This is a genomic window from Lentzea fradiae (assembly GCF_900100955.1).
GTDB lineage: Bacteria > Actinomycetota > Actinomycetes > Mycobacteriales > Pseudonocardiaceae > Lentzea > Lentzea fradiae.
In genome coordinates this window covers 152,769-178,896 of record NZ_FNCC01000019.1, presented here as the reverse complement: position 1 = coordinate 178,896, position 26,128 = coordinate 152,769, and the positions used below count along the sequence as shown (strand labels likewise).

At 71.8% G+C, this 26,128-nt stretch carries 8 protein-coding genes; all 8 read left to right on the top strand.

Going from position 1 to position 26,128, the window contains the following annotated elements; genetic code table 11:
* Nucleotides 1-3 precede the first annotated feature (3 nt).
* The 8 genes from BLT23_RS35600 (at nucleotide 4) to BLT23_RS35565 (ending at nucleotide 26,045) form a co-directional block, all read left to right on the top strand.
* Complete coding sequence (locus BLT23_RS35600; RefSeq protein ID WP_245744528.1) at nucleotides 4-333, top strand: ArsR/SmtB family transcription factor; 330 nt, start codon at nucleotides 4-6, stop codon at nucleotides 331-333.
* Nucleotides 330-599, top strand: a complete 270-nt coding sequence (locus tag BLT23_RS35595) for a hypothetical protein (protein WP_090058551.1) — start codon at nucleotides 330-332, stop codon at nucleotides 597-599. The genes BLT23_RS35600 and BLT23_RS35595 overlap by 4 nt, the downstream gene beginning before the upstream one ends.
* A gap of 107 nt (nucleotides 600-706) precedes the next feature.
* Nucleotides 707-2,854 (top strand): MMPL family transporter, encoded by a 2,148-nt coding sequence (locus BLT23_RS35590; protein ID WP_090058548.1) that lies wholly within the window; start codon nucleotides 707-709, stop codon nucleotides 2,852-2,854.
* 60 nt (nucleotides 2,855-2,914) lie between these two features.
* The gene (locus tag BLT23_RS35585) at nucleotides 2,915-3,133 is read left to right on the top strand and encodes an MbtH family protein (RefSeq protein ID WP_090058545.1); all 219 of its coding nucleotides are present in this window, start codon (nucleotides 2,915-2,917) and stop codon (nucleotides 3,131-3,133) included.
* Between the two features lie 103 nt (nucleotides 3,134-3,236).
* A complete protein-coding gene (locus BLT23_RS35580) occupies nucleotides 3,237-22,862 on the top strand; it encodes a non-ribosomal peptide synthetase (protein WP_090058542.1) in 19,626 nt (6,541 codons plus the stop codon).
* A complete protein-coding gene (locus tag BLT23_RS35575; RefSeq protein WP_090058539.1) occupies nucleotides 22,859-24,088 on the top strand; it encodes an MFS transporter in 1,230 nt (409 codons plus the stop codon). The genes BLT23_RS35580 and BLT23_RS35575 overlap by 4 nt, the downstream gene beginning before the upstream one ends.
* A complete protein-coding gene (locus tag BLT23_RS35570; RefSeq protein ID WP_090058537.1) occupies nucleotides 24,085-25,287 on the top strand; it encodes a cytochrome P450 in 1,203 nt (400 codons plus the stop codon). The genes BLT23_RS35575 and BLT23_RS35570 overlap by 4 nt, the downstream gene beginning before the upstream one ends.
* Nucleotides 25,284-26,045: a thioesterase II family protein gene (locus BLT23_RS35565; RefSeq protein ID WP_176947074.1), complete on the top strand. Its 762-nt coding sequence runs from the start codon at nucleotides 25,284-25,286 to the stop codon at nucleotides 26,043-26,045. Before BLT23_RS35570 ends, BLT23_RS35565 begins: the two co-directional genes overlap by 4 nt.
* Nucleotides 26,046-26,128: the final 83 nt, after the last annotated feature.

The following is a 26,128-nucleotide window of genomic DNA, read 5'->3' as shown; positions in this document are numbered from 1 at the left end:
GTTGTGACCGGGGATGAGCTGGTGCGCATCCTCGCGACGCTGGCCAACCCGCACCGGTTGCGGGTCTTGGCGGCGCTCACCCGTGAGCGCAACTACGTGAGCGCGCTCGCTCGCGAGCTGGGGATCAGCCGGGCGTTGCTGCAGGTCCACCTGCGCAAGCTCGAGGCAGCGAGGCTGGTGCGCGCGCACCTGGAGCTGTCCGAGGACGGCAAGGCGTTGAAGTTCTACGAGATCGAGCCGTTCGCGGTCGAGCTGTCGCCGGAGTCGGTGGCCGCCGCCGTGCGCACGCTCACCAGCACGGACATCAGTGCGGAGAAGGGATCGCAGGCATGAGCCCCTACGACTGGCAGGAGATCATCGGCGTCGTCGGGGTGTTCGTCCTGATCACAGCCGTCGGCACCGTCGGCATCTGGCAGCTCGCCGCGACGTGGCGGGCCAAGGCGGCGCTGGCCAGGGAGAGCGAGTACCGCGCCCTGGCGGAACGGGCCGTCGCGGCCCAGGAGGGCGCCGAGCGCAGGCTCGGCGAGCTGGGGGAGCGGCTGGCCGAGGTGCAGACCCGGTTGCAGTCCGTCGAGAGGGTTCTCAAAGAGGTCGAGTAAGCGAGTGCTGGGCCGACGAGCGGCAACTCGGCGGCCCAGCGAAGAAGCACCACTCGCCCGAGGGCGAGGTCTCTGCAGGCAACTCCTTCGAGGAAGGACCTTAGCCGATGCTGCGCGCAGGCAGGTCGAACGCCGCTCTGGTGGAGCGGGTGGCCGGGTGGTCGGTCCGGCACCGCGTACTGGCGGTGGCCGGGTGGTCGTTGTTGGTGCTGCTGGCCGTGCTGGCCGGTGGGCTGGGAGGGGACGGCGCCTCCGCGCGAGATCCCGGGGAGAGCGGCCGGGCCACCGAGGTGCTGGACCGGCAGCCCACCTACGCCCCGGTGCGGGAGAACGTGCTGGTGGACGGCGCGGGACGGGCGGCGGCGGCCGACGACCTGGTGTCGGCGTTGCGCGGGACGAACGCCGTCACCGAGCTGAGCCGGCGGGAGTCGGAGGGCTCGGTGCTGGTGACGTTCCACGTCGCCGGGCCGAACGAGGAGGTCAAGGCGCACTACGACACCGTCGTGACAACGGTGTCGGACACCGCGGCACGCCACCCCGGCGCACGGCTCGCGCAGGCCGGTGACCAGAGCCTCGCGAAGGCCGTCGACCAGGCGATCAAGGACGACTTCCAGCGCTCGGAGCTGATCTCGCTGCCGATCACGGCGCTGATCCTGCTGGTGGTATTCGGTTCGCTGGTCGCGGCGGCGGTTCCGCTGCTGCTGGCCGGAACCGCGGTCGCCGCCGCGTTCGGCCTGATCGCGCTGATCGGCGACTGGATCCCGGTCAACAGCGCGACGTCGTCGATGATCCTGCTCATCGGGATCGCGGTCGGCATCGACTACGCGCTGTTCTACCTGCGCCGCGAACGTGAGGAGCGGGCGGCGGGCAAGACCGTGGAGGAGGCGTTGCGGGTCACCGCGCGCACGTCCGGACGGGTCGTCGCGGTGTCCGGGCTGACGGTGATGCTGTGCGTGGCGGGCCTGCTGTTCACCGGCCTGGACAACTTCCGCGGGCTCACCGTCGGCACCGTGCTGATCGTCGGGCTCGCCGTGCTCGGCTCGGTGACCGCGCTGCCCGCACTGCTGTCCCTGCTGGGACCGCGGGTGGACCGGCTGCGGGTGAGCCGCCACCGCACGACGGTGAGCGAGTCGCGGGTGTGGTCGGCGGTGGCCCGCGTCGTGGTGCGCCGCCCGTGGCTGTGGGGCGGTCTCGCCGCGCTCGGCCTCGTGGTGCTGGCGGTGCCCGCGCTGGACATGCGGCTGCAGGACGCCGCGGCGGTGAACAGCCTGCCCCGGTCGGTGGCCGCCGTCGACGGCGCGATCCGCATGCAGGAGGCGTTCCCCGGTGCGCCCACCCCGGCGCAGGTCGTCGTGTGGGGCGACCTGGACGGGGCGCGGGCGGCGGCGGACGGGCTGCACGGCGCGATCGCCGCGAGCGGCGGCCTGTTGCACGAGCCGATGTCGACGGCGCTGGTGGACGACGCGCTGGTGATCAGGGTGCCGTTGTCGGGGTCCGGCACCGACGACGAGTCCGACCGGGCGCTGGAGCACCTGCGGGACACGGCGCTGCCCGCGACGTTCGGGCAGGTCGACGGCGTCGAGTTCGCGGTGGCGGGCAAGACGGCGTTCGCCCACGACTTCACCGACCAGGTGCGCGCCACGACCCCGGCCGTGTTCGCCTTCGTCCTGGCGCTGGCGTTCGTGCTGCTCGTGGTGGCGTTCCGGGCGCTCGCGATCCCGCTCGTCTCGATCGGCCTCAACCTGCTGTCGATCGGCGCCGCGTACGGCGTGCTCACCTGGGTGTTCCAGGACGGGCACCTCGGCTCGGTGCTGGGCTTCACGTCCTACGGCGGCGTGGTCGGGTGGCTGCCGCTGTTCATGTTCGTGCTGCTGTTCGGGCTGAGCATGGACTACCACATCTTCATCCTCAGCCGGGTCAGGGAACGCTGGACCGGCGGAGCGGACGCCCGCTCCGCGATCGTGGGCGGCGTCGGCGGCAGCGCGGGCGTCGTGACCAGCGCGGCGGTGATCATGACGGCCGTGTTCGCCGTGTTCGTCACGCTCAGCGCCATCGAGTACAAGATGCTCGGCGTCGGCATGGCCGTGGCGATCCTGATCGACGCGACGGTCGTGCGCGGGGTGCTGCTGCCCGCCGCACTGGCCGTCCTCGGCGACCGCGCCTGGGTACTGCCGGGCGGCCTCGGCAGGTTTTCCCACGTGCCAAGGCTTTCCGAACGGGACGGCACGGCCGGCCGCCGGATAGTTCGGGTATAGACCCAGTATTGGCCCCACGAGAACTCTTCAGGCGACCAACCGATCGCGTGAGGAGTTCTCGTGGCAGAGGAACTGGACGACAAGCAGACCTACCTCGTCGTCGTGAACGACGAGGAGCAGTACTCGATCTGGCCTGCCGACCGGGACCTGCCCGCCGGATGGCGTGCGGACGGCACCGGGGGAACCCGTGCCGACTGCCTCGCGCACATCGGTGAGGTGTGGACGGACATGCGCCCGTTGAGCCTGCGCCGCCGCATGGCGGAAGCAGCCGCGGAGTAACGCGCTCACGGCAGCGGACAACGCGTTCGGGCGACCGGACGCGCTTTTCGCTGCGCCGTCGTCGACACCTTGGGCACGTCCGGGCACGGGAGGAACGAGACAGATGAGCACCGGCGAGATCGAGCAGACCGGCACCGCCGCCCTCAGGGACGAGCTCCTGCGCCGCCGGCTCAGCGGCGGCGTGCGCGGCAGGCGGCAGGGCATCGGCAGGGCGGACCGGTCCCTGCCGCTGCCGCTGTCCCACGGGCAGCAGCAGATGTGGTTCCTCAACCGGCTGGAGCCCGACAGCGCCGAGTACCTGGTGCCGCTGGCGTTCCGCCTGCGCGGGCCGCTCGACACCGGGGCGCTGGAGCGGGCGTGGTCGGAGCTGGTGGCGCGGCACGAGGTCCTGCGCACCCGGTACGTGCTCGACGGCGCCGAACCCGTCCAGGTGATCGACCCGGCGGTGCCGCTCGGCCTGCCGGTCGTCGGACTGTCCGGTGTGGACGGAGTGGACGCGGCCGTCGCGGCCGACGCCACCACGCCGTTCGACCTGGAGCACGACTGGCCGGTGCGGGCGAGGCTGCTGCGGGTCGCCGGTGACGACCACGTCCTCACCGTGGTCTTCCACCACGTCGCGTTCGACGCCTGGTCCACCAGGGTCGTCGGGACCGAGCTGAGCGCCCTGTACGCGGCGTTCCTCGCCGGTGAGCCCTCGCCGCTGCCCCCGTTGACGACGCAGTACGCGGACTACGCGGTGTGGCAGCGCGACGAGTCCGAGTCGTCCCGCCAGCTCGGCTACTGGCACCGGCAGCTCGCCGGGCTGGAACCCGCGGACCTGCCCGCCGACTTCGCGCGTCCTCCCGTGCGCGACTCGTCGGGCGACGCGGTCTCGTTCGGGATTCCCGCCGCGCTGGCCGCCCGGATCAGGGAGGTCGGGCGGCGCTACGACGCGACGCCGTTCGTCGTGCTGCTCGCCGCGTTCCAGGCGCTCGTCGCCCGCTACACCGGGCAGCAGGATGTGCCGGTCGGCACGACCGTCTCCGGCCGGACGCGCCCGGAGCTGCAAGGGCTCATCGGCTACGGCATCAACAACCTCGTGCTGCGCACCCGCTGGGACGGCGACCCGGCGTTCCGCGACCTGCTCAAGCAGGTCCGCGGCACGCTCGTGGACGCCTACGACCACCAGGCCGTCCCGTTCGCGCGGCTCGTCGACGACCTGCGGCCCGAACGGGACATGTCCCGCACGCCGCTGTACCAGATCGCGTTCACCATGCACGAGCGCGCGGGCACGCCGTTCACGCTGCCCGGCGTCACCGCGGAGCCGTGCGAGGCCACCGGCCGGGTCGCGAAGTGCGACCTCGAACTGCAGGTCAACGACCTGCCGGACGGCTCGTTCGCCGGTCAGCTCGTGTACGCGACGTCGTTGTTCGGGGAGGAGACCGTCCGGCGCATGGCCGGTCATCTGGTGCGGCTGCTGGAGTCCGCGCTCGCCGACGACACCACCCCGTTGTCCCGCCTGGAGATCCTCGGTGCCGAGGAGCTCGCGCTCGTCACCGCTCCTGGTGGGGTGGAGCCGGTGACCGACCGCGTGCACGCGTTGTTCGAGGACCAGGTCGAGCGCACCCCGGACGCGACCGCCGTCGTCGCCGGTGACGTCTCGCTGACCTACGCGGAGCTCAACGTCCGCGCCAACCGGCTCGCGCACCACCTCCAGTCGCTGGGCGTCGGCCCGGAGTCGCTCGTCGGCGTGTGCCTGGAACGCGGCCCCGACCTGCTGCCGGCGCTGCTGGGCGTGCTGAAGTCCGGTGCGGGCTACGTGCCGCTGGACCCGGTGAACCCGGCGGACCGGCTCGGCTACGTCCTGGCGGACGCCGGGGTGGAGATCGTGGTGACCGACGCGTCGTCGCGGTCCCTGGTCGAGAGCGTGCACGACGGCGTCGTGGTCGACCTCGCCTCGACGGCGCAGCGGCCGGAGACGAACCCCGAGTCTTCGTCCACTTCGGACAACGTCATCTACGTGATCTACACGTCCGGTTCGACGGGCAAGCCCAAGGGCTGCGTGCTGACCCACGCGAACGTCGTGCGCCTGATGCGCACCGCCCAGGAGCACTACGAGTTCAACGAGTCCGACGTGTGGTCGATGTTCCACTCCTACGCGTTCGACGTCTCGGTGTTCGAGATGTGGGGCGCGTTGCTGTTCGGCGGCACGCTCGTGGTGGTGCCGCGAGAGGTGACCCGTTCACCGGAGGACTTCCTGGACCTCCTGGTGGACAACGAGGTCACGGTGCTCAGCCAGACACCCTCGGCGTTCCGCTCGCTGGTCACCGCCGCCGCCGACGGGGACGACCGGGTCGACCGGCTCGCGGTGCGGGTGGTGGTCTTCGCGGGCGAGAAGCTGGAGATGCCCGAGCTGCGGCCGTGGGCCGACCGGCGCGGGCTGCGCAACCCGGTGCTGGCCAACATGTACGGCATCACCGAGACCACCGTCCACACCACGTACTACGAGGTGCGGGAGGACGACCTCGCGGTCTCGGCGGGCAACCCGGTCGGACGGCCGCTCAGCGACCTCCGCGTCTACCTGCTCGACCCGTTCGGCAACCCCGCGCCGATCGGCGTGCCCGGCGAGATCCACGTCGCCGGTCCCGGTGTCGCGCGCGGGTATCTGAACCGGCCGGAGCTGACGGCGGAACGGTTCGTGCCGAACCCGTTCGGCGCACCCGGTTCCCGGTTGTACCGCAGTGGCGACCTGGCTCGTCGCCGGGCGGACGGGAGCCTGGACTTCCTCGGTCGCCTGGACCACCAGGTGAAGATCCGCGGTTACCGCATCGAGCTGGGTGAGATCGAGGTGGCGCTCGCCGCGCACCCCGGCGTCCGGGACGCGGTCGTGATCGCCCGCGACGAACGGCTCGTCGCCTACGTCGTGCCGTCCGGTGACGAGATCCCGGACGACCTGCGCGAGGTGCTGGGCCGTGACCTGCCGGACTACATGGTGCCGGCCGCGTTCGTCACGCTCGGCGCGTTCCCGTTGACTCCCAACGGAAAGCTCGACCGGCGCGCTCTGCCCGCGCCGGACCTCGACGCGTTCGCCCACGGCGAGTACGTCGCACCGCGGACGCCCGTGGAGGAGCAGGTCGCCCGCGTGTGGGCCATCGCGCTGGAGGTGGAACGCGTCGGCGTGCACGACAGCTTCTTCGACCTCGGCGGCGACTCGATCCGTGCCGTCGCGCTCGTGGGCGCGCTGCGTGCGGAAGGGTTCGACCTCGCGGTGCGCGACGTGTTCGACCGCCGCACCGTGGCCGAGCTGTGCGAGCTGATCACCGGGCGCACCGGGCTGTCCGCCGCCGACCAGGCACTGGTCCAGCCGTTCTCGCTGATCTCCGCGGAGGACCGCGCGGCGCTGCCGGACGGTGTCGTCGACGCCTACCCGTTGTCGCAGATCCAGACCGGCATGGTCATCGAGATGCTGGCCGACGACAGCTCGAACAACTACCACAACTGCTCCTGCTTCCGAATCCTCGACGACCGCCCGTTCTCCTGGGAGGCGTTCGAGCGCGCGGCCGAGATCGTCGTGGAACGGCACGACATGCTCCGCACGTCAGTGCACCTCACCGACTACTCGGTGCCGTTGCAGCTGGTGCACGCCACCGCGACCATGACGATCGGGCAGCGCGACATCGGCCACCTCGACGACGAGGGGCAGATGGCGTCGTTGCAGGAGTTCGTCCGGGACCAGCGCGCCACGCCGTTCGACCTCACCGAGCCCACCCTGATGCGCTTCCACGCGCACCTCACCGGCACGGACAACTGGTGGATCTCCATCACCGAGTGCCACCCGGTGATGGAGGGGTGGAGCTACCACTCGTTGCTGATGGAGCTGTTGCGGCTCTACCACGCCCTGCGCGACGGTGCCGAGCCCGAGCCGTACGACCGCCCCGACGTCCGGTTCGCCGACTCCGTCGCCGCCGAGCTGGAGTCGCTGTCGTCCGGTGTGGACGGTGCTTACTGGCGGGACGTCGTCACGCGGTACCCGAAGGTCACCCTGCCCACCGGCTGGGGCGACGCGCCGGACGTCCCGCGCACCACCCACCACGTGCGAATTCCCTGGGACGACCTGGAACCCGGGCTGCGCGCGCTCGCCGCGACCGCCAAGGCGTCGCTGAAGAGCGTCATGCTGTCGGCCTACCTGAAGGTGATGAGCCAGCTGACCGACGCGCCGTCGTTCCACGGCGGCCTGGTGTACGACGTTCGGCCGGAGGTGCTCGGCGCGGACCGGGTGTTCGGCATGTACCTCAACACGCTGCCGCTGCCGTTCGACCGCGGCGCGAGCACGTGGCTCGACCTGGTGCGGCAGGTGTTCGCGCAGGAGGTCGAGTCGTGGGCGCACCGCCGGTACCCGCTGCCCGCGGTGCAGCGCGAGCTCGGTGACGCGCAGCGGCTGATCGACGTCTTCTTCAACTACCAGGACTTCCGGCAGGTCGACACGGACCTGGTGGACGCGGCCGTCGGCATCGACGACAGCCCCACCGAGTTCCCGCTCACGATCTCCTCGCGCAACAAGCACATCTTCCTGACCGCGAGCTCGCAGTCGCTGAGCCTCGCGAACACCGAACGCATCGCCGCCATGTTCCGCGCGGTGCTGGCGGACATGGCCGCCGACCCGGCGCGGGACGCCCAGAAGACGTTCGTGCCCGACGAGGAACGCGCGCTGACGCTCGGCGAGTGGGCCGTGAACCCGGTCCCGCCGGTGGACCTGTGCACCTACGAGCTCTTCGAACGGCAGGTCGCGCGCACGCCGGACGCGGTCGCGGTGGTCGCGGGCGACCGGCGGCTCACCTACGTGGAGCTGGACGCGCTAGCCAACCAGTACGCGCACCGGCTGCGCGAGCTGGGCGTCGGCACGGAGTCGGTCGTCGGCGTCCTGCTCGATCGCGGTGCCGACCTGCTCGCGTGCCTGCTGGGCGTGTGGAAGGCGGGTGGCGCGTACCTGCCGATGGACCCGTCGTTCCCGGCCGCCCGCGTCACGGGCATGCTCGCCGACGCCGAGGCCGCCGTGCTGGTCACGCAGTCCGAGTACCTGGGCGGCTACGACGGCCGGACGCTGGTCGTGGACGTCGACGACGTGTCGGAGCTGCCGACGAGCGCGCCGGAGCGGGTCGCGGACCTCGACCGGCTCGCGTACGTGATCTACACGTCCGGCTCCACCGGGCGGCCCAAGGGCGTCCAGGTGCCGCACCGCGGCCTGGTGAACCACGTGCGCTGGGCCGTGGAGGAGCTGGCCTCGCAGGGAACCGGCGGCGCTCCGCTGTTCTCGTCCATCGCGTTCGACCTCGTGGTGCCGAACCTGTGGGCCCCGGTGCTGGCCGGGCAGGCCGTGCACATGGTGCCGCAGGACACCGACCTCGGCGCGCTCGGCGCCTATCTGGCGCGGACCACGCCGTACAGCTTCATCAAGCTCACGCCCGCGCACCTGGAGGTGCTGACGCACCAGCTCACGCCGGAGCAGGCGAACGGACTCGCGTCCGTGCTCGTCGTCGCCGGTGAGGCGTTGACGCGCCGCGTCGTGACGGCGTGGCAGGAGATCGCCCCGGACGTCCGGCTGGTCAACGAGTACGGCCCCACCGAGACCTCGGTCGGCACCTGCGTGTACCCGGTCGAAGGCCCCGTCACCGCCGAGGTCCAGCCCATCGGACGGCCGCTGCCGAACGTGACGATGTACGTGCTGGACCGGCGGCTTGAGCCGGTGCCGGTCGGGGTGCCCGGCGAGCTGTACGTCGGCGGCGCCGGTGTCGCACGCGGGTACGCCGACCGTCCGGAGCTCACCGCCGAACGCTTCCTGCCCGACCCCTACGGCCCTCCCGGCGCGCGGCTGTACCGCAGCGGCGACGTCGTGCGGCTGCTGCCGTCCGGCGACGTCGACTTCCTCGGCCGCGGCGACGGCCAGGTCAAGATCCGCGGCTACCGGGTCGAGCTCGGCGAGATCGAGGCGCGCATCGCCGAGGACCCGCGCGTCGCGGACGTCCGGGTGGTGCTGCGCGAGGACGCCCCCGGCGAGAAGCAGCTCGTCGCGTACCTGGTCGCCGGAGAGACGCCCGACCCCGCCGAGCTGCGGGCCCGGCTGGAGCCCGTGCTGCCCGCCTACATGCTGCCGTCCGCCTTCGTGCCGCTCGACGCCATCCCGTTGAACGCCAACGGCAAGCTCGACCGCAACGCGCTGCCCGCACCCGGTGACGACGCCTTCGCGCGCACCTCTGTCGTGGCGCCGCGCACCCCGCTGGAGGAACGGGTCGCGGCGGTGTGGTCCGACGTGCTCGGAGCGGACGTGCTGGGCGTGCACGACGACTTCTTCGAGCTCGGCGGCGACTCGATCCGGGCCGTGGCGCTGATCGGCGCCCTGCGCGGAGCCGGTCTCGACGTGTCGGTGAAGGACGTCTTCGACCACCGCACCGTGGCCGCGTTGTGCGCGCAGCTGTCCGGACGTGACGCGGCCGCCGCCGAGGAGTTCGTCGCGCCGTTCGCCCTGGTCTCGGACGCCGACCGGGCCGCACTGCCGGACGGGGTCGCCGACGCGTACCCGTTGTCGCAGGTGCAGACCGGCATGCTGGTCGAGATGCTCGCCGACACCGGCCGCAGCAACTACCACAACGTCAACGTGTATGTGGTGCACGACGACCGGCCGTTCGACCCGGCCGCGTTCGAACGCGCGGTGCAGATCGTCGTCTCCCGTCACGACGTGCTGCGCACGTCGGTGCACCTGACCGACTTCTCGGTGCCGATGCAGCTCGTGCACGCCAGTGCCGTGACGCCGACAGGATGGCGCGACCTTCGTCCGCTCGCCATGCGGGAACGGCGTGCCGCGGTGTCGGACTTCGTGGCCGCCGAACGGGCGGATGTGTTCGACCTGTCCGCCGGGTCGCCGCTGCTGCGGGTGTTCGCGCACGTCATGGCCGACGACCAGTGGCTGTGCTCGTTCACGCAGAACCACGCGGTCATGGACGGCTGGAGCAACCAGCTCTTCCTGATGGAGCTGGTGGGCTGCTACCGCCGGGTGCGCGACGACCTCGACGCCGAACGGTACGAGCCCGTTCCCGTGCGGTACGCGGACTTCGTCGCCGCCGAGCTGGCGGCCCTGGAGTCCGAGGAGGACGGCGCCTACTGGCGGCGTGTGGTCGACGAGCACGCCAAGTTCACGATCCCCGCCGGCTGGCACGGCGACCTCGCCGCGCCGCGGGAGACCGTGCGCGCCGGGATCGACTTCGGCGACCTGGCGGACGGGCTGCGCGCACTGGCCGCCGCGGCCAAGGTGTCGGTGAAGAGCGTGCTGGTCGCCGCGCACGTCAAGGTGATGAGCCAGCTGACCGACGAGCCCGCGTTCCACACCGGTCTGGTCACGCACTCGCGGCCGGAGGCGACCGGCGCCGACCGGCTGTTCGGCAACTTCCTGAACACCCTGCCGTTCCCCGCCGACCGCACCGCCCGCACGTGGCGGGAGCTGGTGCGCCAGGTGTCCGACCGGGAGATCGAGGCGTGGTCGCACCGGCACTACCCGATGCCCGCCATCCGCGGCGGCGGCGACCGCCTCGTGGACGTGTTCTTCGGCTACCTCGACTTCCACCGGCTCGACTCCGAGGTGGCCGAGGACGGCTGGGGCTTCAACGACGCCCCCAACGAGTTCGGGCTCGCCATCACCACCTTGGGCGGCCTGCTGAGCATCAGCAGCAACTCCCACGTGCTCAGCCAGTCCAACGCCGAGCGCGTCGCGCAGATGTTCCGCGCGGTGCTGGAAGCGATGGCGTCCGATGTGGACGGTGACGCGCGGGAGGTCTACCTGCCCGAGGCCGAACGGGCTTTGCTGCGCGAACTGGGCGAGACGCGGCCGGTGCCCGTGACGGCGTCCGTGCACGAGCTGTTCGAGCAGCAGGTGGAACGCACTCCGGACGCGGTTGCCGTGGTGGCCGGAGATGTGTCGTTGACGTACGCGGAGCTGAATGCTCGGGCGAACCGGTTGGCGCATCATCTGCGTGGACTGGGTGCGGGTCCGGAGCAGTTGGTTGGCGTGTCGTTGGAACGCGGGCCTGACCTGTTGCCGGCGTTGCTGGGTGTGTTGAAGTCGGGTGCGGGTTATCTGCCGCTGGACCCGGTGAACCCGCCCGAGCGGTTGCAGTTCGTGCGGGACGACGCCGGTGTCTCCGTTGTCGTGACCGCGTCGATGCTCGCCGAGCTGCCCGACGGACCCGAGACCAACCCCGTCCACGTCACGGTGCCGGACAACGCGATCTACACGATCTACACGTCCGGTTCCACGGGCAAGCCCAAGGGCTGTGTGCTGACCCACCGCAACGTGGTGCGGTTGATGGAGACCGCGCAGGAGCATTACGCGTTCGACGAGTCCGATGTGTGGTCGATGTTCCACTCGTACGCGTTCGACGTGTCGGTGTTCGAGATGTGGGGTGCGTTGCTGCACGGCGGCACGCTCGTGGTCGTCCCGCGTGAGGTGACTCGTTCACCGGAGGACTTCCTCGACCTGTTGGTGGACAACGGGGTCACGGTGCTCAGCCAGACGCCGTCGGCGTTCCGGTCGATCGTCGCCAACGCCGCCGACCCGAGGGTCGACCTGCTCGCGGTGAGGGCCGTGGTCTTCGCGGGCGAGAAGCTGGAGATGGCCGAGCTGCGGCCGTGGACCGACCGGATCGGCCTCGACCGGGTCGCGCTGGTCAACATGTATGGCATCACCGAGACGACCGTGCACACGACCTACCACCGGATCACCGAGGCCGACCTGCTGTCGGGCAACGCGATCGGCAGGCCGTTGCGCGACCTGTCCGTGCACCTGCTGGACGCTTCCGGTCACCTCGTGCCGCTCGGCGTGCCGGGCGAGATCCACGTCGGTGGCCCCGGTGTGGCGCGCGGGTATCTGAACCGGCCGGAGCTGACGGCGGAACGGTTCGTGCCCGACTCGTTCGGCGCGCCGGGGTCCCGCTTGTACCGCAGTGGTGACCTGGCCCGCCGCCGGGCGGACGGGAGCCTCGACTTCCTCGGGCGACTGGACCACCAGGTCAAGATCCGCGGTTACCGCATCGAACTGGGTGAGATCGAGGTGGCTCTCACGGCGCACCCCGCTGTGCGGGACGCGGTCGTGATCGCCCGAGACGAACGGCTCGTCGCCTACGTCGTCCCGGAGGCTCCGGACGACCTGCGCGAGGCGCTCGGCCGGGAGCTGCCGGACTACATGGTGCCGTCGGCGTTCGTGGCGATCGAGTCGATCCCGTTGACGGCCAACGGAAAGCTGGACCAGCGGGCCCTGCCGGACCCGGACGAGGACGCGTTCGCCCGCACGAGCTACGTGGCGCCGCGCACCCCCGTCGAGGAGCGGATCAGCTCGGTCTGGCGGGACGTGCTGGGCGTGGACCGGGTGGGCGTGCACGACGGGTTCTTCGAGCTCGGCGGCGACTCGATCCGCGCGGTGCGGCTGGTCGGCGCGCTGCGGGCGGGCGGCGTGGACGTCTCGGTGCCCGACGTCTTCGAGCACCGCACGGTCAGCGGCCTGGCCGCGGTGCTCTCCGGCCGGGACGGCCTCACCGGCACGCGCGGCCCGGTTCAGCCGTTCGAGCTGATCGGTGCCCCGGACCGGGCGAAGCTGCCGGACGGCACGGTCGACGCCTACCCCATGTCGTTGGTGCAGACCGGCATGGTGGTCGAGATGCTGACCGGCGTCGACACCTACCGCAGCTTCGTGTCGTACCGGATCACCGACGACGGCCCGTTCTCCGCGGAGGCGCTGCGCGAGGCAACCCGGATCGTCGTGGCACGGCACGACATGCTGCGCACGTCGTTCGACCTCTACACCTACTCGGTGCCGATGCAGGTCGTGCACGGCGCCGTGGACACGCCGGTGACGGTCTACGAGCTCCACGGCCGCGACGACGAGGCGTTGATGGAAACGCTGGTAGAGCAACGCAACGCGCAGTTCGACCTCGACACCGCGCCACTGCTGCGGGTCGCCGCGCACGTCACCGACGACGAGGGCTGGTGGCTCTCGCTGTGCCGGCCGCACGCGGTCACCGAGGGCTGGAGCCACAACTGGCTGCTGGCCGAGCTGGTCGGCTGCTACCGGCGGCTGCGGTCGGGTGCCGCGCCCGCGCCGTACACCGCGCCGGAGGTCCGGTACGCCGACTACATCGCCGCCGAGCTGGCGTCGCTGGCGTCGGAGGAGGACGTCTCCTACTGGCGTGACGTGGTCAACACGCACACCCCGGTGCCGCTGCCCGAGTCGTGGCGCGGCGAGGAACCGGGCGAGAGCTACGACGTGCACGTGCCGCTCGACGACATCGTGGCCAGCCTGACCGCGCTGGCGACCGAGCTGCACGTCTCGGTCAAGAGCGTCCTGCTGGCGGCGCACGTCAAGGTGATGGGCCAGCTGACCGAGGCGCCGGCGTTCCACGTCGGCCTGGTGTGCGACGCGCGGCCCGAGCTGCTGGGCGCGGACCGGGTGTACGGCATGCACCTCAACACCGTGCCGTTCGCGGTGGACCGCTCCGCCAGGACGTGGCGCGAGCTGGTGCTCCAGGTGTTCGACCGCGAGGTCGGGCTGTGGCCGCACCGCCGGTACCCGATGCCCGCGATCCAGCGCGAGTGGCGCGGCGGGCGGCTGGCGGACGTGGCGTTCAACTACGTCGACCTGCCGAAGGAGGAGTCGGCGGGACCGGACGTCGAGTCGCGCTACACGGTGTCGCAGACCGAGTTCGACCTGACGCTGCACTGTCGCCCGAACCGGCTGAACCTCACCACGAACACCGCCGCGCTGTCCCGCGCGGACGGTGAGCGGCTCGCCGGGATGTACCGGGCCGTGCTCGACGCGATGGTGTCCGACCCCGACGGCGACGCCCGCGTGACCTACCTGCCCTCCGGGGAACGCAGGCGGCTGCTCATCGAGGCGTCCTCGACCGAACGCGAACCGCTGGACCTGTGCGTGGAGCAGGAGTTCGAACGCTGGGCCGCGCTCACCCCGGACGCGGTCGCCCTCACCGCGGACGACCGCACGACCACCTACGCCGATCTCAACGCCGAGGTGAACCGGCTGGCCGCGCACCTCACCGACCTCGGGGTCGGACCCGAGGTGCTGGTCGGCATCTGCCTCGAACGCTCACCCGAGATGGTCGTCTCCGTGCTCGCGGTGCTCAAGGCGGGTGGCGCCTACCTGCCGCTCGACCCGGAGACCCCGTCCGCCCGGCTGGCCTTCGTGCTCGCGGACGCCGACGCGAAGCTGCTGGTCACGCGGAAGTCCGTGAGCGAAAGCGTGCCGCACGAGCGCACCGTGCTGATCGACGAGCCGGGGGAGTGGTCCGGTCGCTCCGCGCGGAACCCACTCGCACGGGCGACGCCGGACAACCTGGCGTACGTCATCTACACGTCCGGCTCGACCGGCCGCCCCAAGGGCGTGATGGTCCGCCGCGGCGGCATGGGCAACCACCTGCTCGCCAAGATCGAGGACCTCGGCCTCACCGCCGCCGACAGCGTGGTGCAGAACGCCTCGCCCACGTTCGACATCTCGGTGTGGCAGATGCTCGCGCCGCTGGTCGTCGGCGGAGCGGTGCGGGTGGTCGACGCGCACACCGCGCTCGACCCGGAGGCGTTGTTCGGCCTGACCGCGCGCGAACGGATCTCCGTGCTGGAGGTCGTGCCGTCCCTGCTGCGCACCGCTTTGCAGGGGCGGTCCGTGCCGCAGCTGCCGGACCTGCGGTGGCTGATGGTCACCGGCGAGGCGCTGCCGCCCGAGCTGTGCACGCAGTGGTTCGCGAGGTTCCCGCGCATCCCGCTCGTCAACGCCTACGGCCCGACCGAGTGCTCGGACGACGTGACGCACGCGTTCCTGTCCGGTGAGCTGCGCGGGCACCGGGTGCCGATCGGCGAGTCGATCCGCAACACCCGGCTGTACGTCCTGGACTCCCGGCTGGAGCCGGTGCCGTCCGGTGTCGCCGGTGAGCTGTTCGTCGGCGGGCTCGGCGTCGGCCGCGGCTACCTGAACCGGCCCGGCCTCACGGCCGAGCGGTTCGTCCCCGACCCGTTCGGGCCGGCGGGCACGCGGCTCTACCGCACCGGCGACCTGGTGAGCTGGCGGCCCGACGGAGCGCTGGACTTCCTCGGCCGGATCGACGACCAGGTCAAGGTGCGCGGGCACCGGATCGAGCTCGGTGAGATCGAGGCCGCGCTGGCCGCGTCCGACGAGGTCGGCCAGGCGCTCGTGGTGGTCCGCGACGAACGGCTCGTCGCCTACTACACGGCGGTCGCGGAGGTCTCCCGCGAGACGCTGCGCGACCGGCTCGCGGACACGCTGCCCGACTACATGGTGCCCGCCGCGTTCGTGCTGCTGGACGAGTTCCCGTTGACGCCCAACGGCAAGCAGGACCGCAAGGCCCTCCCGGCGCCCGGTGACGACGCGTTCGCCCGCGGCGACCACCTCGCGCCGCGCACCCCGGTGGAGGAGCGCGTCGCGGAGATCTGGCGGACGTCGCTCGGCCTCGACCGGGTCGGCGTGCGGGACGGGTTCTTCGACCTCGGCGGCGACTCGATCCGGGCCGTCGGCCTGGTCGGCGCGTTGCGCGCGGACGGGTTCGACGTCGCCGTGAGGGACGTCTTCGAGGCGCGCACGGTCGAGAACCTGTGCCGGATGATCTCCGGCAGGGACGCGGCGGGCGACGACGTGTTCGTCGCGCCGTTCGAGCTGCTCACCGCCGCCGACCGGGCCGCGCTGCCCGGCGACGTCGTGGACGCCTACCCGGTGGGCCGCACGCAGCTCGGCATGATCATCGAGATGCTGGCCGACGACGGCCGCCACCCGTACCACATCATCAACACGTTCCGGGTGACCGAACCCGAGCCGCTCGTGCCCGCCGCGCTGGAGGCGGCGGCCCGCGTCCTCGCCGACCGGCACGAGGTGCTGCGCACGTCGTTCCGGCTCACCGGCTTCTCCGTGCCGGTGCAGCTGGTGCACCGGGAGGTGGACCTCCCGGTCGAGTTCAGGGACGTCCGCGGACTCTCGGAAGAGGACCTCGGCCGGGTCCGGCAGGACCTCGCCGCCGAGCAGCGCGCGGCCCTGTTCGACGTGGCGAAGGCGCCGCTCATGCGGATCATCGCGCACGTCGAGAGCGACGACGCGTGGTGGGTGACGTTCACCCAGTCGCACGCGATCACCGAGGGCTGGAGCTACCACCTGCTGCTCATGGAGCTGCTCGACGTCTACCGGGCGATCCGCGACGGCGAGGAGCCCGCGCCGTACGACCGGCCGCGGGTGCGCTTCGCCGACACCATCGCGGGCGAGCTGGCCGCGTTGCGCTCCGACGCCGACCGCGCGTACTGGAGGGACGTCACCACCTCGCAGGTGCCGGTCTCGATGCCGCCCGAGTGGGCGGGCGACTCCGACGAACGCGTGTACGTCGAGGTGCCGTTCGAGGACCTCGGGGAGTCGCTGCGCGCGCTGGCGGCGACCGCCGGGGTGTCGATGAAGAGCGTGCTGCTGGCCGCGCACCTCAAGGTCATGGGCCAGGTCACCGACGAACCCGCCTACCACACCGGGCTGGTGTGCGACGTGCGTCCCGAGGTGCTCGGCGCGGACCGCGTGCCGGGCATGTACCTCAACACGCTGCCGATGGGCATCGACCGCGGCGCCCGGACCTGGCGCGAGCTGCTCACGCAGGTCTTCGAGGGCGAGGTCCGGCTGTGGGCGCACCGCCGCTACCCGATGCCCGCGGTGCAGCACGAGTGGGGCGGTGGACGGCTGATCAACGTGCTGTTCAACTACCTCGACTTCCACCAGGTCGACACCGACCGGGTCGCCACCGGGACCCGGATGAACATCGGTCCCAACGAGTTCGACCTGTCGATCTTCAACCGGGGCGACCGGCTCTGGGTGAACTCGCACGAGCGGGTCCTCAGCCGGGCGAACACCGAACGCCTCGCCGGGATGTACCGCTCGGTGCTGGAGGCGATGGCGTCCGATGTGGACGGTGACGCGCGTGCGGTGTACCTGCCGCGCGGCGAGCGCGAACGGTTGCTGGAACAGGCGACGAGGGGAACCACGTCCGCCGGGCCCGTCACGTCCTGCGTGCACGAGCTGTTCGAGCAGCAGGTGGAACGCACTCCGGACGCGGTCGCCGTGGTGGCCGGTGGCGCGTCGTTGACGTATGCGGAGCTGAACGCTCGGGCGAACCGGTTGGCGCACCATCTGCGTGGGCTGGGTGTCGGTCCGGAGCAGCTGGTCGGTGTCTCCCTGGAACGCGGACCTGACCTGTTGCCGGCGTTGCTGGGTGTGCTGAAGTCCGGCGCCGGCTACCTGCCGCTGGACCCGGTGAACCCGCCCGAGCGGCTGCGGTACGTGCAGGAGGACGCCGGTGTCTCGGTCGTCGTGACGGCGGCCGTGATGAACGAGCTGCCCGGCGGACCGGACACCAACCCCACCCGCGTCACGGTGCCGGACAACCTCATCTACACGATCTACACGTCCGGTTCGACGGGCAAACCCAAGGGCGTGTGCCTCACCCATGCCAACGTCGTGCGGTTGATGGAGACCGCGCAGGAGCACTACGCGTTCGACGAGTCCGATGTGTGGTCGATGTTCCACTCGTACGCGTTCGACGTGTCGGTGTTCGAGATGTGGGGCGCGCTCCTGCACGGCGGCACGCTCGTGGTCGTCCCGCGTGAGGTCACTCGCTCACCGGAGGACTTCCTCGACCTGTTGGTGGACAACGAGGTCACGGTGCTCAGCCAGACGCCGTCGGCGTTCCGGTCGATCGTGGCCGCCGCCGCGGACGGCGACGAACGCATCGGGCGGCTGTCCCTGCGGGCGGTGGTCTTCGCGGGCGAGAAGCTGGAGATCGCGGAACTGCGGCCGTGGGCCGACCGCGTCGGTCTCGGCAGGGTCGCGCTGGTCAACATGTACGGCATCACCGAGACGACCGTGCACACCACCTACCACCGGCTGGCCAAGCGCGACCTGGCGCCGGGCGCGGGCAACCCGATCGGCAGGCCGCTGAGCGACCTGACCGTGCACCTGCTCGACGCCTTCGGCAACCTCGTGCCGGCCGGGACGCGCGGCGAGATCCACGTCGGCGGCCCCGGTGTGGCGCGGGGGTACCTGAACCGGCCGGAGCTGACGGCCGAACGGTTCGTGCCCGACCCGTTCGGCGCGCCCGGTTCCCGCCTCTACCGCAGCGGCGACCTGGCCGTGCGCCGCCCGGACGGCAGCCTGGAGTTCGCCGGGCGGGCCGACGACCAGATCAAGATCCGCGGCTACCGGGTCGAGCTGGGCGAGATCGAGACGGCGCTGCTCGGGCACCCCGGCGTGCGCGAGGCGGTGGTCGTGCTGCGGGACGAGAGCCTGGTCGGCTACGTCGTCCCGGCGGGCGACCTCGATCCCGCCGAGCTGCGGGCGTGGCTCGGCAGGACGTTGCCCGACTACATGATCCCGGCCGCGTACCCCGTCCTCGACCGCGTTCCGCTGACGCCCAACGGGAAGCTGGACAAGCGGGCGTTGCCGGCCCCCGACCGGGACGCGTTCGCGGGCGCCGAGTTCGTCGCCCCCGCGACGCCGCTGGAGGAACGGGTCGCCGCGATCTGGTGCCAGGTGCTCGGCGTCGACCGCGTCGGCCTGGCAGACGGGTTCTTCGAGCTCGGCGGCGACTCGATCCGCGCGGTGATGATCGTCGGCGAGATGCGCGCGGCCGGAGTGCTGGTGACGGCGCTCGACGTGCTGCGGCACCAGACGATCTCGGCGCTGCTCGCCCGCTCCTCCGGGGCTCGCGCGGTGGAGCCGGTGGCGCCGTTCGCACTGCTGACGGACGCCGACCGCGCACTGCTGCCGTCCGGTCTCGCCGACGCCTACCCGTTGACGCAGACGCAGACCGGCATGCTGGCCGAGATGCTGTCCGGCGACGGCCCGCGCGCCTACCACCGGGTGGCGTCCGTGCGGATCGGAGCGGACGAGCCGTTCTCACGCGACGCGTTGCGGAAGACCCTGGAGCTTCTGGCCGAACGGCACGACGCGCTGCGGACGTCCGTTGACACGGAACGGTTCTCCGTGCCGATGCAGCTCGTCCACTCGTCCGTTCTGGTGCCGTTGAAGGTCGTCGACCTGACCACGGCCGAGGACCCGGACGACGTGGTCCGCGCGGCGTTGCGCACCGAGAGCGAGACCTTGCTCCCGCATGACCAGGCGCCGTTGCTGAGGGTGTGCGTGCACCGGCTGGCGGGCGGGGAGTGGCAGCTCACGATCACCCAGTCGCACGTGATCATCGACGGCTGGACGTTCAGCACCCTGCGGACCGAGCTGCTGGAGACCTACCGGGCGATGCGCGACGGTGCCGACCTGCCGGTCTTCACGCCGCCCGTCCTGCGCTACGCCGACACCGTCGCCGCCGAGCTGCGGGCGCTGGAGTCCACAGAGGACCGCGCGTACTGGCAGGACGTCGTCGACACCTACGAGCGGTTCACGCTGCCGGACGGCTGGGGCGGTGCCGGGGACGGCTACCAGCTCCGGGTGCCGCTGGACGACCTGCCGCTCAGGGAGGCCGCGGCCGCGATCGGCGTGTCGGTGAAGAGCGTGCTGCTCGCCGCCCACCTGAAGGTGCTGGGGCAGCTGACGCCCGCGCGGCGGTTCCACTCCGGGCTCGTCACCCACTGCCGTCCCGACGGCGGCGACCGGGTGTACGGCACGCACCTCAACACCGTGCCGTTCCCGGTGGAGCTGTCCGCGCCGACGTGGGCCGCTCTCGTCCGGCAGGTGTTCGACCGTGAGCTGGAGGCGTGGCCGCACCGGCACTTCCCGATGCCCGCGATCCAGCACGGGCTCGCCGGTGGCGGGCGTCTCGTGCAGGTGTACTTCAGCTACGAGGACTTCGGCACGCTCGACGTCGCCGGCGACCCCACCGAGGGCTTCAGCCGCGACGAGTTCCCGCTCGCCGTCACCGCCTCCGACGCCTGCGTGTTCCTCGCCTGCGACGCGTCCTTCGTGAGCAGGGAGAACGGGGAGCGGCTGGCGGCGATGTACCGGGCGGTGCTGGAGGCGATCGCCGCCGACACCGCTGGTGACCCGCGTGAGGCGTTCCTGCCAGAGGACTCGCTCGTGCTGCCCGCCGGACCGGCCGCGACGGTGACCGGCTGCGCGCTCGACCGGTTCGAGGAGCACGTGGCGGCCACTCCGGGCGCACCCGCGGTGCTCCACGACGGCAAGGCGGTGTCCTACGCCGAGCTCGACGTGCGGGCCAACCGCGTCGCGCACTGGCTGCGGTCGGCGGGCGTGGGCACCGAGTCGGTCGTCGGCGTGCTGCTCGGCAGGGGCGTGGACCTCGTCGCGACGCTGCTGGGCGTGTGGAAGGCGGGCGCGGCCTACGTGCCGCTCGACCCGTCGTTCCCGCCGGTGCGGCTGGCCGGGATGCTGCGCGACTGCGCCGCACTGGTCACCGAGTCGGCGTGCGCGGCGGACTTCGACGGACCCCGGCTGCTGGTCGACGCCGAGCCGCTCGACGCCCTGCCGTCCGACGCTCCCGCACGCAGCACCGACCTCGACCGGCTGGCGTACGTCATCTACACGTCCGGGTCGACCGGCCGCCCCAAGGGTGTGCAGGTCACGCACCGCGGCCTGGCGAACTTCCTGTCGTACGTGAGGTCGGAGTACCTGGTCGACCGGGGCGCGCCGCTGTTCGCCTCGATCGCCTACGACATGGTCGTGTCCAATGTGTACGGACCGCTGACGGCCGGGCTGCCGTTGTCCGTGGCGCCCGGGGACCTGGACCTCGACGCACTCGGGTCGTGGCTGGCCGAGAACGGGCCGTTCGACTTCATCGAGCTGACCCGCAGCCACCTGGAGCTGGTCATCGGCCAGGTGGACCGCGTGCTCGCCAGGGACCTGGTGGTCGGGGGCGAGGCCGTCTCCGGTCACGTCGTCGCCGAGGCCCGCGCGCTGGCCGACGGCCGGGTGGTCAACTCCTACGGGCCCACCGAGATCACGGTGACGTCCAACGAGTTCACGGTCCCGGCCGGTCATGAGGGTGGTGTGGTGCCGATCGGCAGGCCGCTGCCGGGGGTGACGAGCTACGTGCTGGACTCCTGGCTGCAGCCGGTGCCGGTCGGCGTGCCGGGGGAGCTGTACGTCGGCGGAACCGGCGTGGCCCGCGGTTACCTGGGGCAGCCGGAGCTGACGGCGGAGCGGTTCGTGCCGGACCCGTTCGGTGCTCCCGGCTCCCGGCTGTACCGCACCGGCGACCTCGCGCGGGTGCTGCCGTCCGGCGACCTCGACTTCCTGGGCCGCGGCGACGGGCAGGTGAAGATCCGCGGGTTCCGGGTGGAGCTCGGCGAGATCGAGGCCGTGCTGGCCGAGCGGGTCGACGACGCCCGAGTCGTGGCCGACGGGCAGCGGCTCGTCGCCTACGTCGTCGGCGAACGGCAGGAGCTGCGGGGCTGGCTCACCGAACGGCTGCCCGCGCACATGATCCCGGCCGCGTTCGTCCGGCTCGACCGGATTCCGCTGACCGCCAACGGAAAGCTCGACCAGCGCGCGTTGCCGGCGCCGGACGGGGAGGCGTTCGCGCGGCGGCAGTACCAGGAACCGATCACGGACACCGAGCAGTGGCTCGCGGACCTCTGGAGCGCACTGCTCGGCGTCGACCGGGTCGGGTCCCAGGACCGGTTCTTCGAGCTCGGCGGCCACTCGATCCTGGTGTTCCAGGTGATCGCCGCGGCCCGGCGCTCGGGCAGGACGCTGTCGCTGCTGGCGATCTACCAGGACGACAGCCTCGCCGCCGTGGCCGCGGCGATGGACCGCGTCCCGCCCGCTCCCACCGAGGCACGGGTGAGCGTCCCCGCCGTGAGTGTCGCCGTCATCCGGGACGGTGAGCTGGCCGAGGTGCGGAGCCGCGGCGAGGCGGGCAGGGACACCGTCTTCCAGGTCGGCTCGCTGAGCAAGACGGTGACGGCGTTCGCCGCGCTGCACCTGGTGCGGCAAGGCGTTCTCGACCTCGACGAGGACGTGAACACGTACCTGACCAGCTGGTCCGCGCCGTCGCCCATGACGTTGCGGCACCTGCTCGGGCACCTCTCCGGGCTGGAACCGACGCCGAGCACCGGCCACCCGCGCGGCACGGACGTCCCCGCGCTCACCGACCTGCTGGCCGAGACCAGGCTGGGAGTGGCGCCGGGAACGCTCTTCCGCAAGGCGGACATCCACTACACGGTGGTGGAGCAGCTGCTGACCGACGTCACCGGGCGGCCGTTCCCGGAACTGGCCCGCGACCTCGTGTTCACGCCGCTCGGCATGAGGAACAGCGGCTTCGGCCACACGTTCCCCGACGACAGGGACGCGGCGCCGGGTCACGACGAGGAGGGCCGTCCGGTCGACGGCGGCTGGCTGCTGTGGCCGGGACAGGCCGCGGCCGGGCTCTGGACGACCTCGGCCGACCTCGCGCTGCTCCTGCTGGAGATCCGCCGGTCCTACCTCGGCGAGCCGGGAGCGGTGCTGACGCGGGAGCTGGCGCGGGAGATGCTGACACCGCAACACCGGCACAGCGCGTACGGGCTCGGCGTCGTCGTCGACGACCTCGGCACGGACGTCCAGTTCGGGCACGGCGGCACCGGCGGCGGCTACCACGCGATGGCGATGTGCCGCATCGGTCAGGGCACCGGGTTCGTGGCGCTGACCAACTCGGACGCGGGCGCCGCCGTGGTCCGGCAGCACACGTCGCTGCTCGACGGTGACCTGTGAGCGTCACGCAGGCGCGCCCGCTGCGGCAGAACCGGGACTTCCGGCTGCTGTGGACGGGCGCGGGGATCTCCGCGCTGGGCGGCACGATCACCGGTGTCACGTACCCGCTGCTGATGATCTGGTACGGCGGGTCGCCGGTCCAGGCGGGACTCGTCGGCTTCGCGGCACTGCTGCCGATGCTGCTGCTCCAGCTGCCGGCCGGGGTGTTCGTCGACCGCTGGGACCGGCGGCGCGTGATGATCACCTGCGACGCCGTGTCGTTCGTGTCGATCGGCAGCGTGGCGGTCTCGTTGCTGTTCGGGACGTTGTGGCTGCCGCACCTGCTGGTCGTCGCGTTCCTGGAGGGCAGCGCGCAGATCTTCTACCGCCTGTCCGAACGCGCGGCGGTGCGCAACGTCGTGGAGCCGGAGCACCTGCCCGCCGCGTTGTCGCAGAACGAGGCGCGCAGCCGGGCGGCGGGACTGCTCGGCCAGCCGCTCGGCAGCGCGCTGTTCGCGCTGGTGCGCTGGGCGCCGTTCGTCTTCACGGCGCTCGGCCACCTCGTGGCGTTGCTGACGTTGCTGCTGATCCGCAAGGAGTTCCAGACCTCCCGCGAGAGCGGGCGGCGTGACGTGCGGGCGGAGATCGCCGAGGGCATCCGATGGCTGCTGGGACAACGGTTCCTGCGGTCCGCCGTGCTGCTGGTGGGGTGCACCAACGTCCTGTTCCAGGTGCTCTCGCTGAGCCTCGCCGTGACGATCAGGAACAGCGGCGGCTCACCCGCCGTCATCGGCGTCATCGGCGCAGCGTCCGGCGTCGGCGGCGTGCTGGGCGCGATGAGCGGTTCGTGGTTCGTGCGCAGGCTGCGGCCCGGCGTGGTGATCATCGTCGTCTTCGCGGTCTGGGCGGCGTTCATGCCGCTGGTCGCGCTGACCACGAACCCCGTGCTGCTCGGCGCGGTGTTCGCGGGCATGTCGTTCGCCGGGGCGCTGATCAACGTGATGGCGGGCGTGTACCAGGTGCAGGTCACCCCGGACGGCATGCAGGGCAGGGTCGGCGCCGTCGCCGGGCTGCTCAGCTCGGGCGCGAACTCGTTCGGCGCGCTCGCCGCCGGCTTCCTGCTGGCCTCGCTGACCGTGGGCAGCACCGTGCTCGGCGTGAGCGCCGTGATGGCCGCACTGGCCGTGACCGCAGGGCTTTCGCCCGTCATCCGCACCACGCGGTACCGCGAAGGAGTGACCACGTGACCAAGTCGATCGAGACGACGAGCCTGTTCAGCCAGTACGGGCAGGCCGACCCGTACCCGCTGTACCGGCGGCTGCGCGAGACGGGGCCGGTGCACTGGGACGAGTGGATGCGCACCTGGATCGTGCTGGGACACCGGGAGATCACCGAGCTGTCCAAGGACCCCCGGCTGTCCGGCGCGCGCATCGAGTCGTTCTACGAGCAGCTGCCGGACAGCGCGCGCACCGGGCTCGCGCCGCTGAAGGACGCCCTGGCGCCCATGATGCTGTTCAACGAGCCGCCCCGGCACACCCGGCTGCGCCAGCTGCTGCGCCCCGGCCTGACACCGCGGTTCATCAAGGAGATCCGGTCGGTGATCGCCGCACGGGTCGAGGAGCTGCTCGACGAGGCCGCCGCCCGCGGCCGGATGGACGTGGTCGCCGACTTCTCCGAACCGCTCACCCGCGACGTGATCACCCAGCTGGCGGGCGTGCCGGAGCGCGGCGCGCACCTGCTGGAGAGCTGGCAGGGCCTGCTGCACGAGTTCTTCACCCAGTCCCGCAGGGAGGTCCCGCGGATCACCGCGCTGCGCGGGCTGTTCGACGAGGGCGCGCAGGCCCGCCGCGACGGCACCGGCACGGACCTCTTCACGAAGATGGTCTCCGGCCGGCTCGAACGCGACGAGTACACCGAGGACGAGATCTTCGCGAACTTCCTGCTGCTCATCGACGCGGGCCAGGCGACGACCACGCACCTCATCGGCAACGCCGTGCTGGCCCTGGCCGAGCACCCGGACCAGCAGACCCTGCTGCGCGAGCAGCCGTCGCTCGCCGCCAACGCCGCGCACGAGTTCATGCGCTACGACAGCTCGGTGCAGTTCACCAGCCGCGTCGCGCTCGAGGAGATCGAGATCGCGGGCCACCGGATCGAACGCGACCAGTCCGTCGCGCTCGTGCTCGGCGCCGGCAACCGCGACCCGCTGCGGTACGAGTCGCCGGACCGGCTGGACGTGACGCGCAAGGCGCACGACCACCTGTCGTTCGGGCACGGCATCCACTACTGCCTCGGCGCCTCGCTCGCCCTGGCCGAGATCGAGATCGCCGTCTCCCGGTTCCTGGACCGGTTCTCCTCGTTCACGCTGCTGGACCCGGCGCCGGTGTGGCTGGAGAGCATCAACTTCCGGTTCCTGAAGCGCCTGCCCGTCTCGCTGGAGGCGCGGTGAGGTCCTTCCGCTCGTTCCGCACCTTCGTGCCCCGGCCGCAGGCACCGCGCCAGCTCGTGTGCTTCCCGCACGCGGGCGGCGCGGCCAGCGCGTTCCGGGGCTGGGCCGAGCTCCTCGGTCCGTCGACGGCCGTCGTGGCCGTGCAGTACCCGGGACGCCAGGACCGCTTCGGCGACCCTCCACCGGCCGACATCGCCGCGCTGGCCGGGCAGATCGCGGTGGAGATCGCGCCGCTGCTGACCCGCCCGACCGCGTTCTTCGGGCACAGCATGGGCGCCACCGTGGCGTACGAGGTGGCGAGACGCCTGCAACCCCGGTTCCCGTCGCGGCTGGCGCGGCTGTACGTCTCGGCCTGCGACGCGCCACCGGCGCGCCGGCCGCGCACCACGGTCATCGCCGACGAGGAGATCCGCGCGTACGTCCGTTCGCTCGGCGGTTCCGGTGCGGCGCTGCTGGCGGACGACGAGCTGTGGCAGCTCTCGCTTCCCGCGCTGCGCAACGACTTCCGGATGATCGAGACGTACCGGTACCGCACGGCCGCGCCGCTGACGTGTCCGGTGACCGCGATCGCCGGGGACGCCGACGACTCGGTGTCGCCCGACGACGTGCGCCGGTGGCAGGAGCTCACGATCGGGCCGTTCGAGGCGGTCGTGCAGCCCGGCGGGCACTTCTACTTCGACGAGTCGGCCGAAGGGCTCGCCGCGCTCTTCCGCGAGGACTCCCGCTGGTCCCGTGCCGACCGGATAGTCGAAGTATAGGTCGAGTATCGGGGCCGCCGGGAAGTTCGATCGCGGCAACCCGTCTATCTGCGCACAGGTGGAGAAACGATGAACGGCGTAGC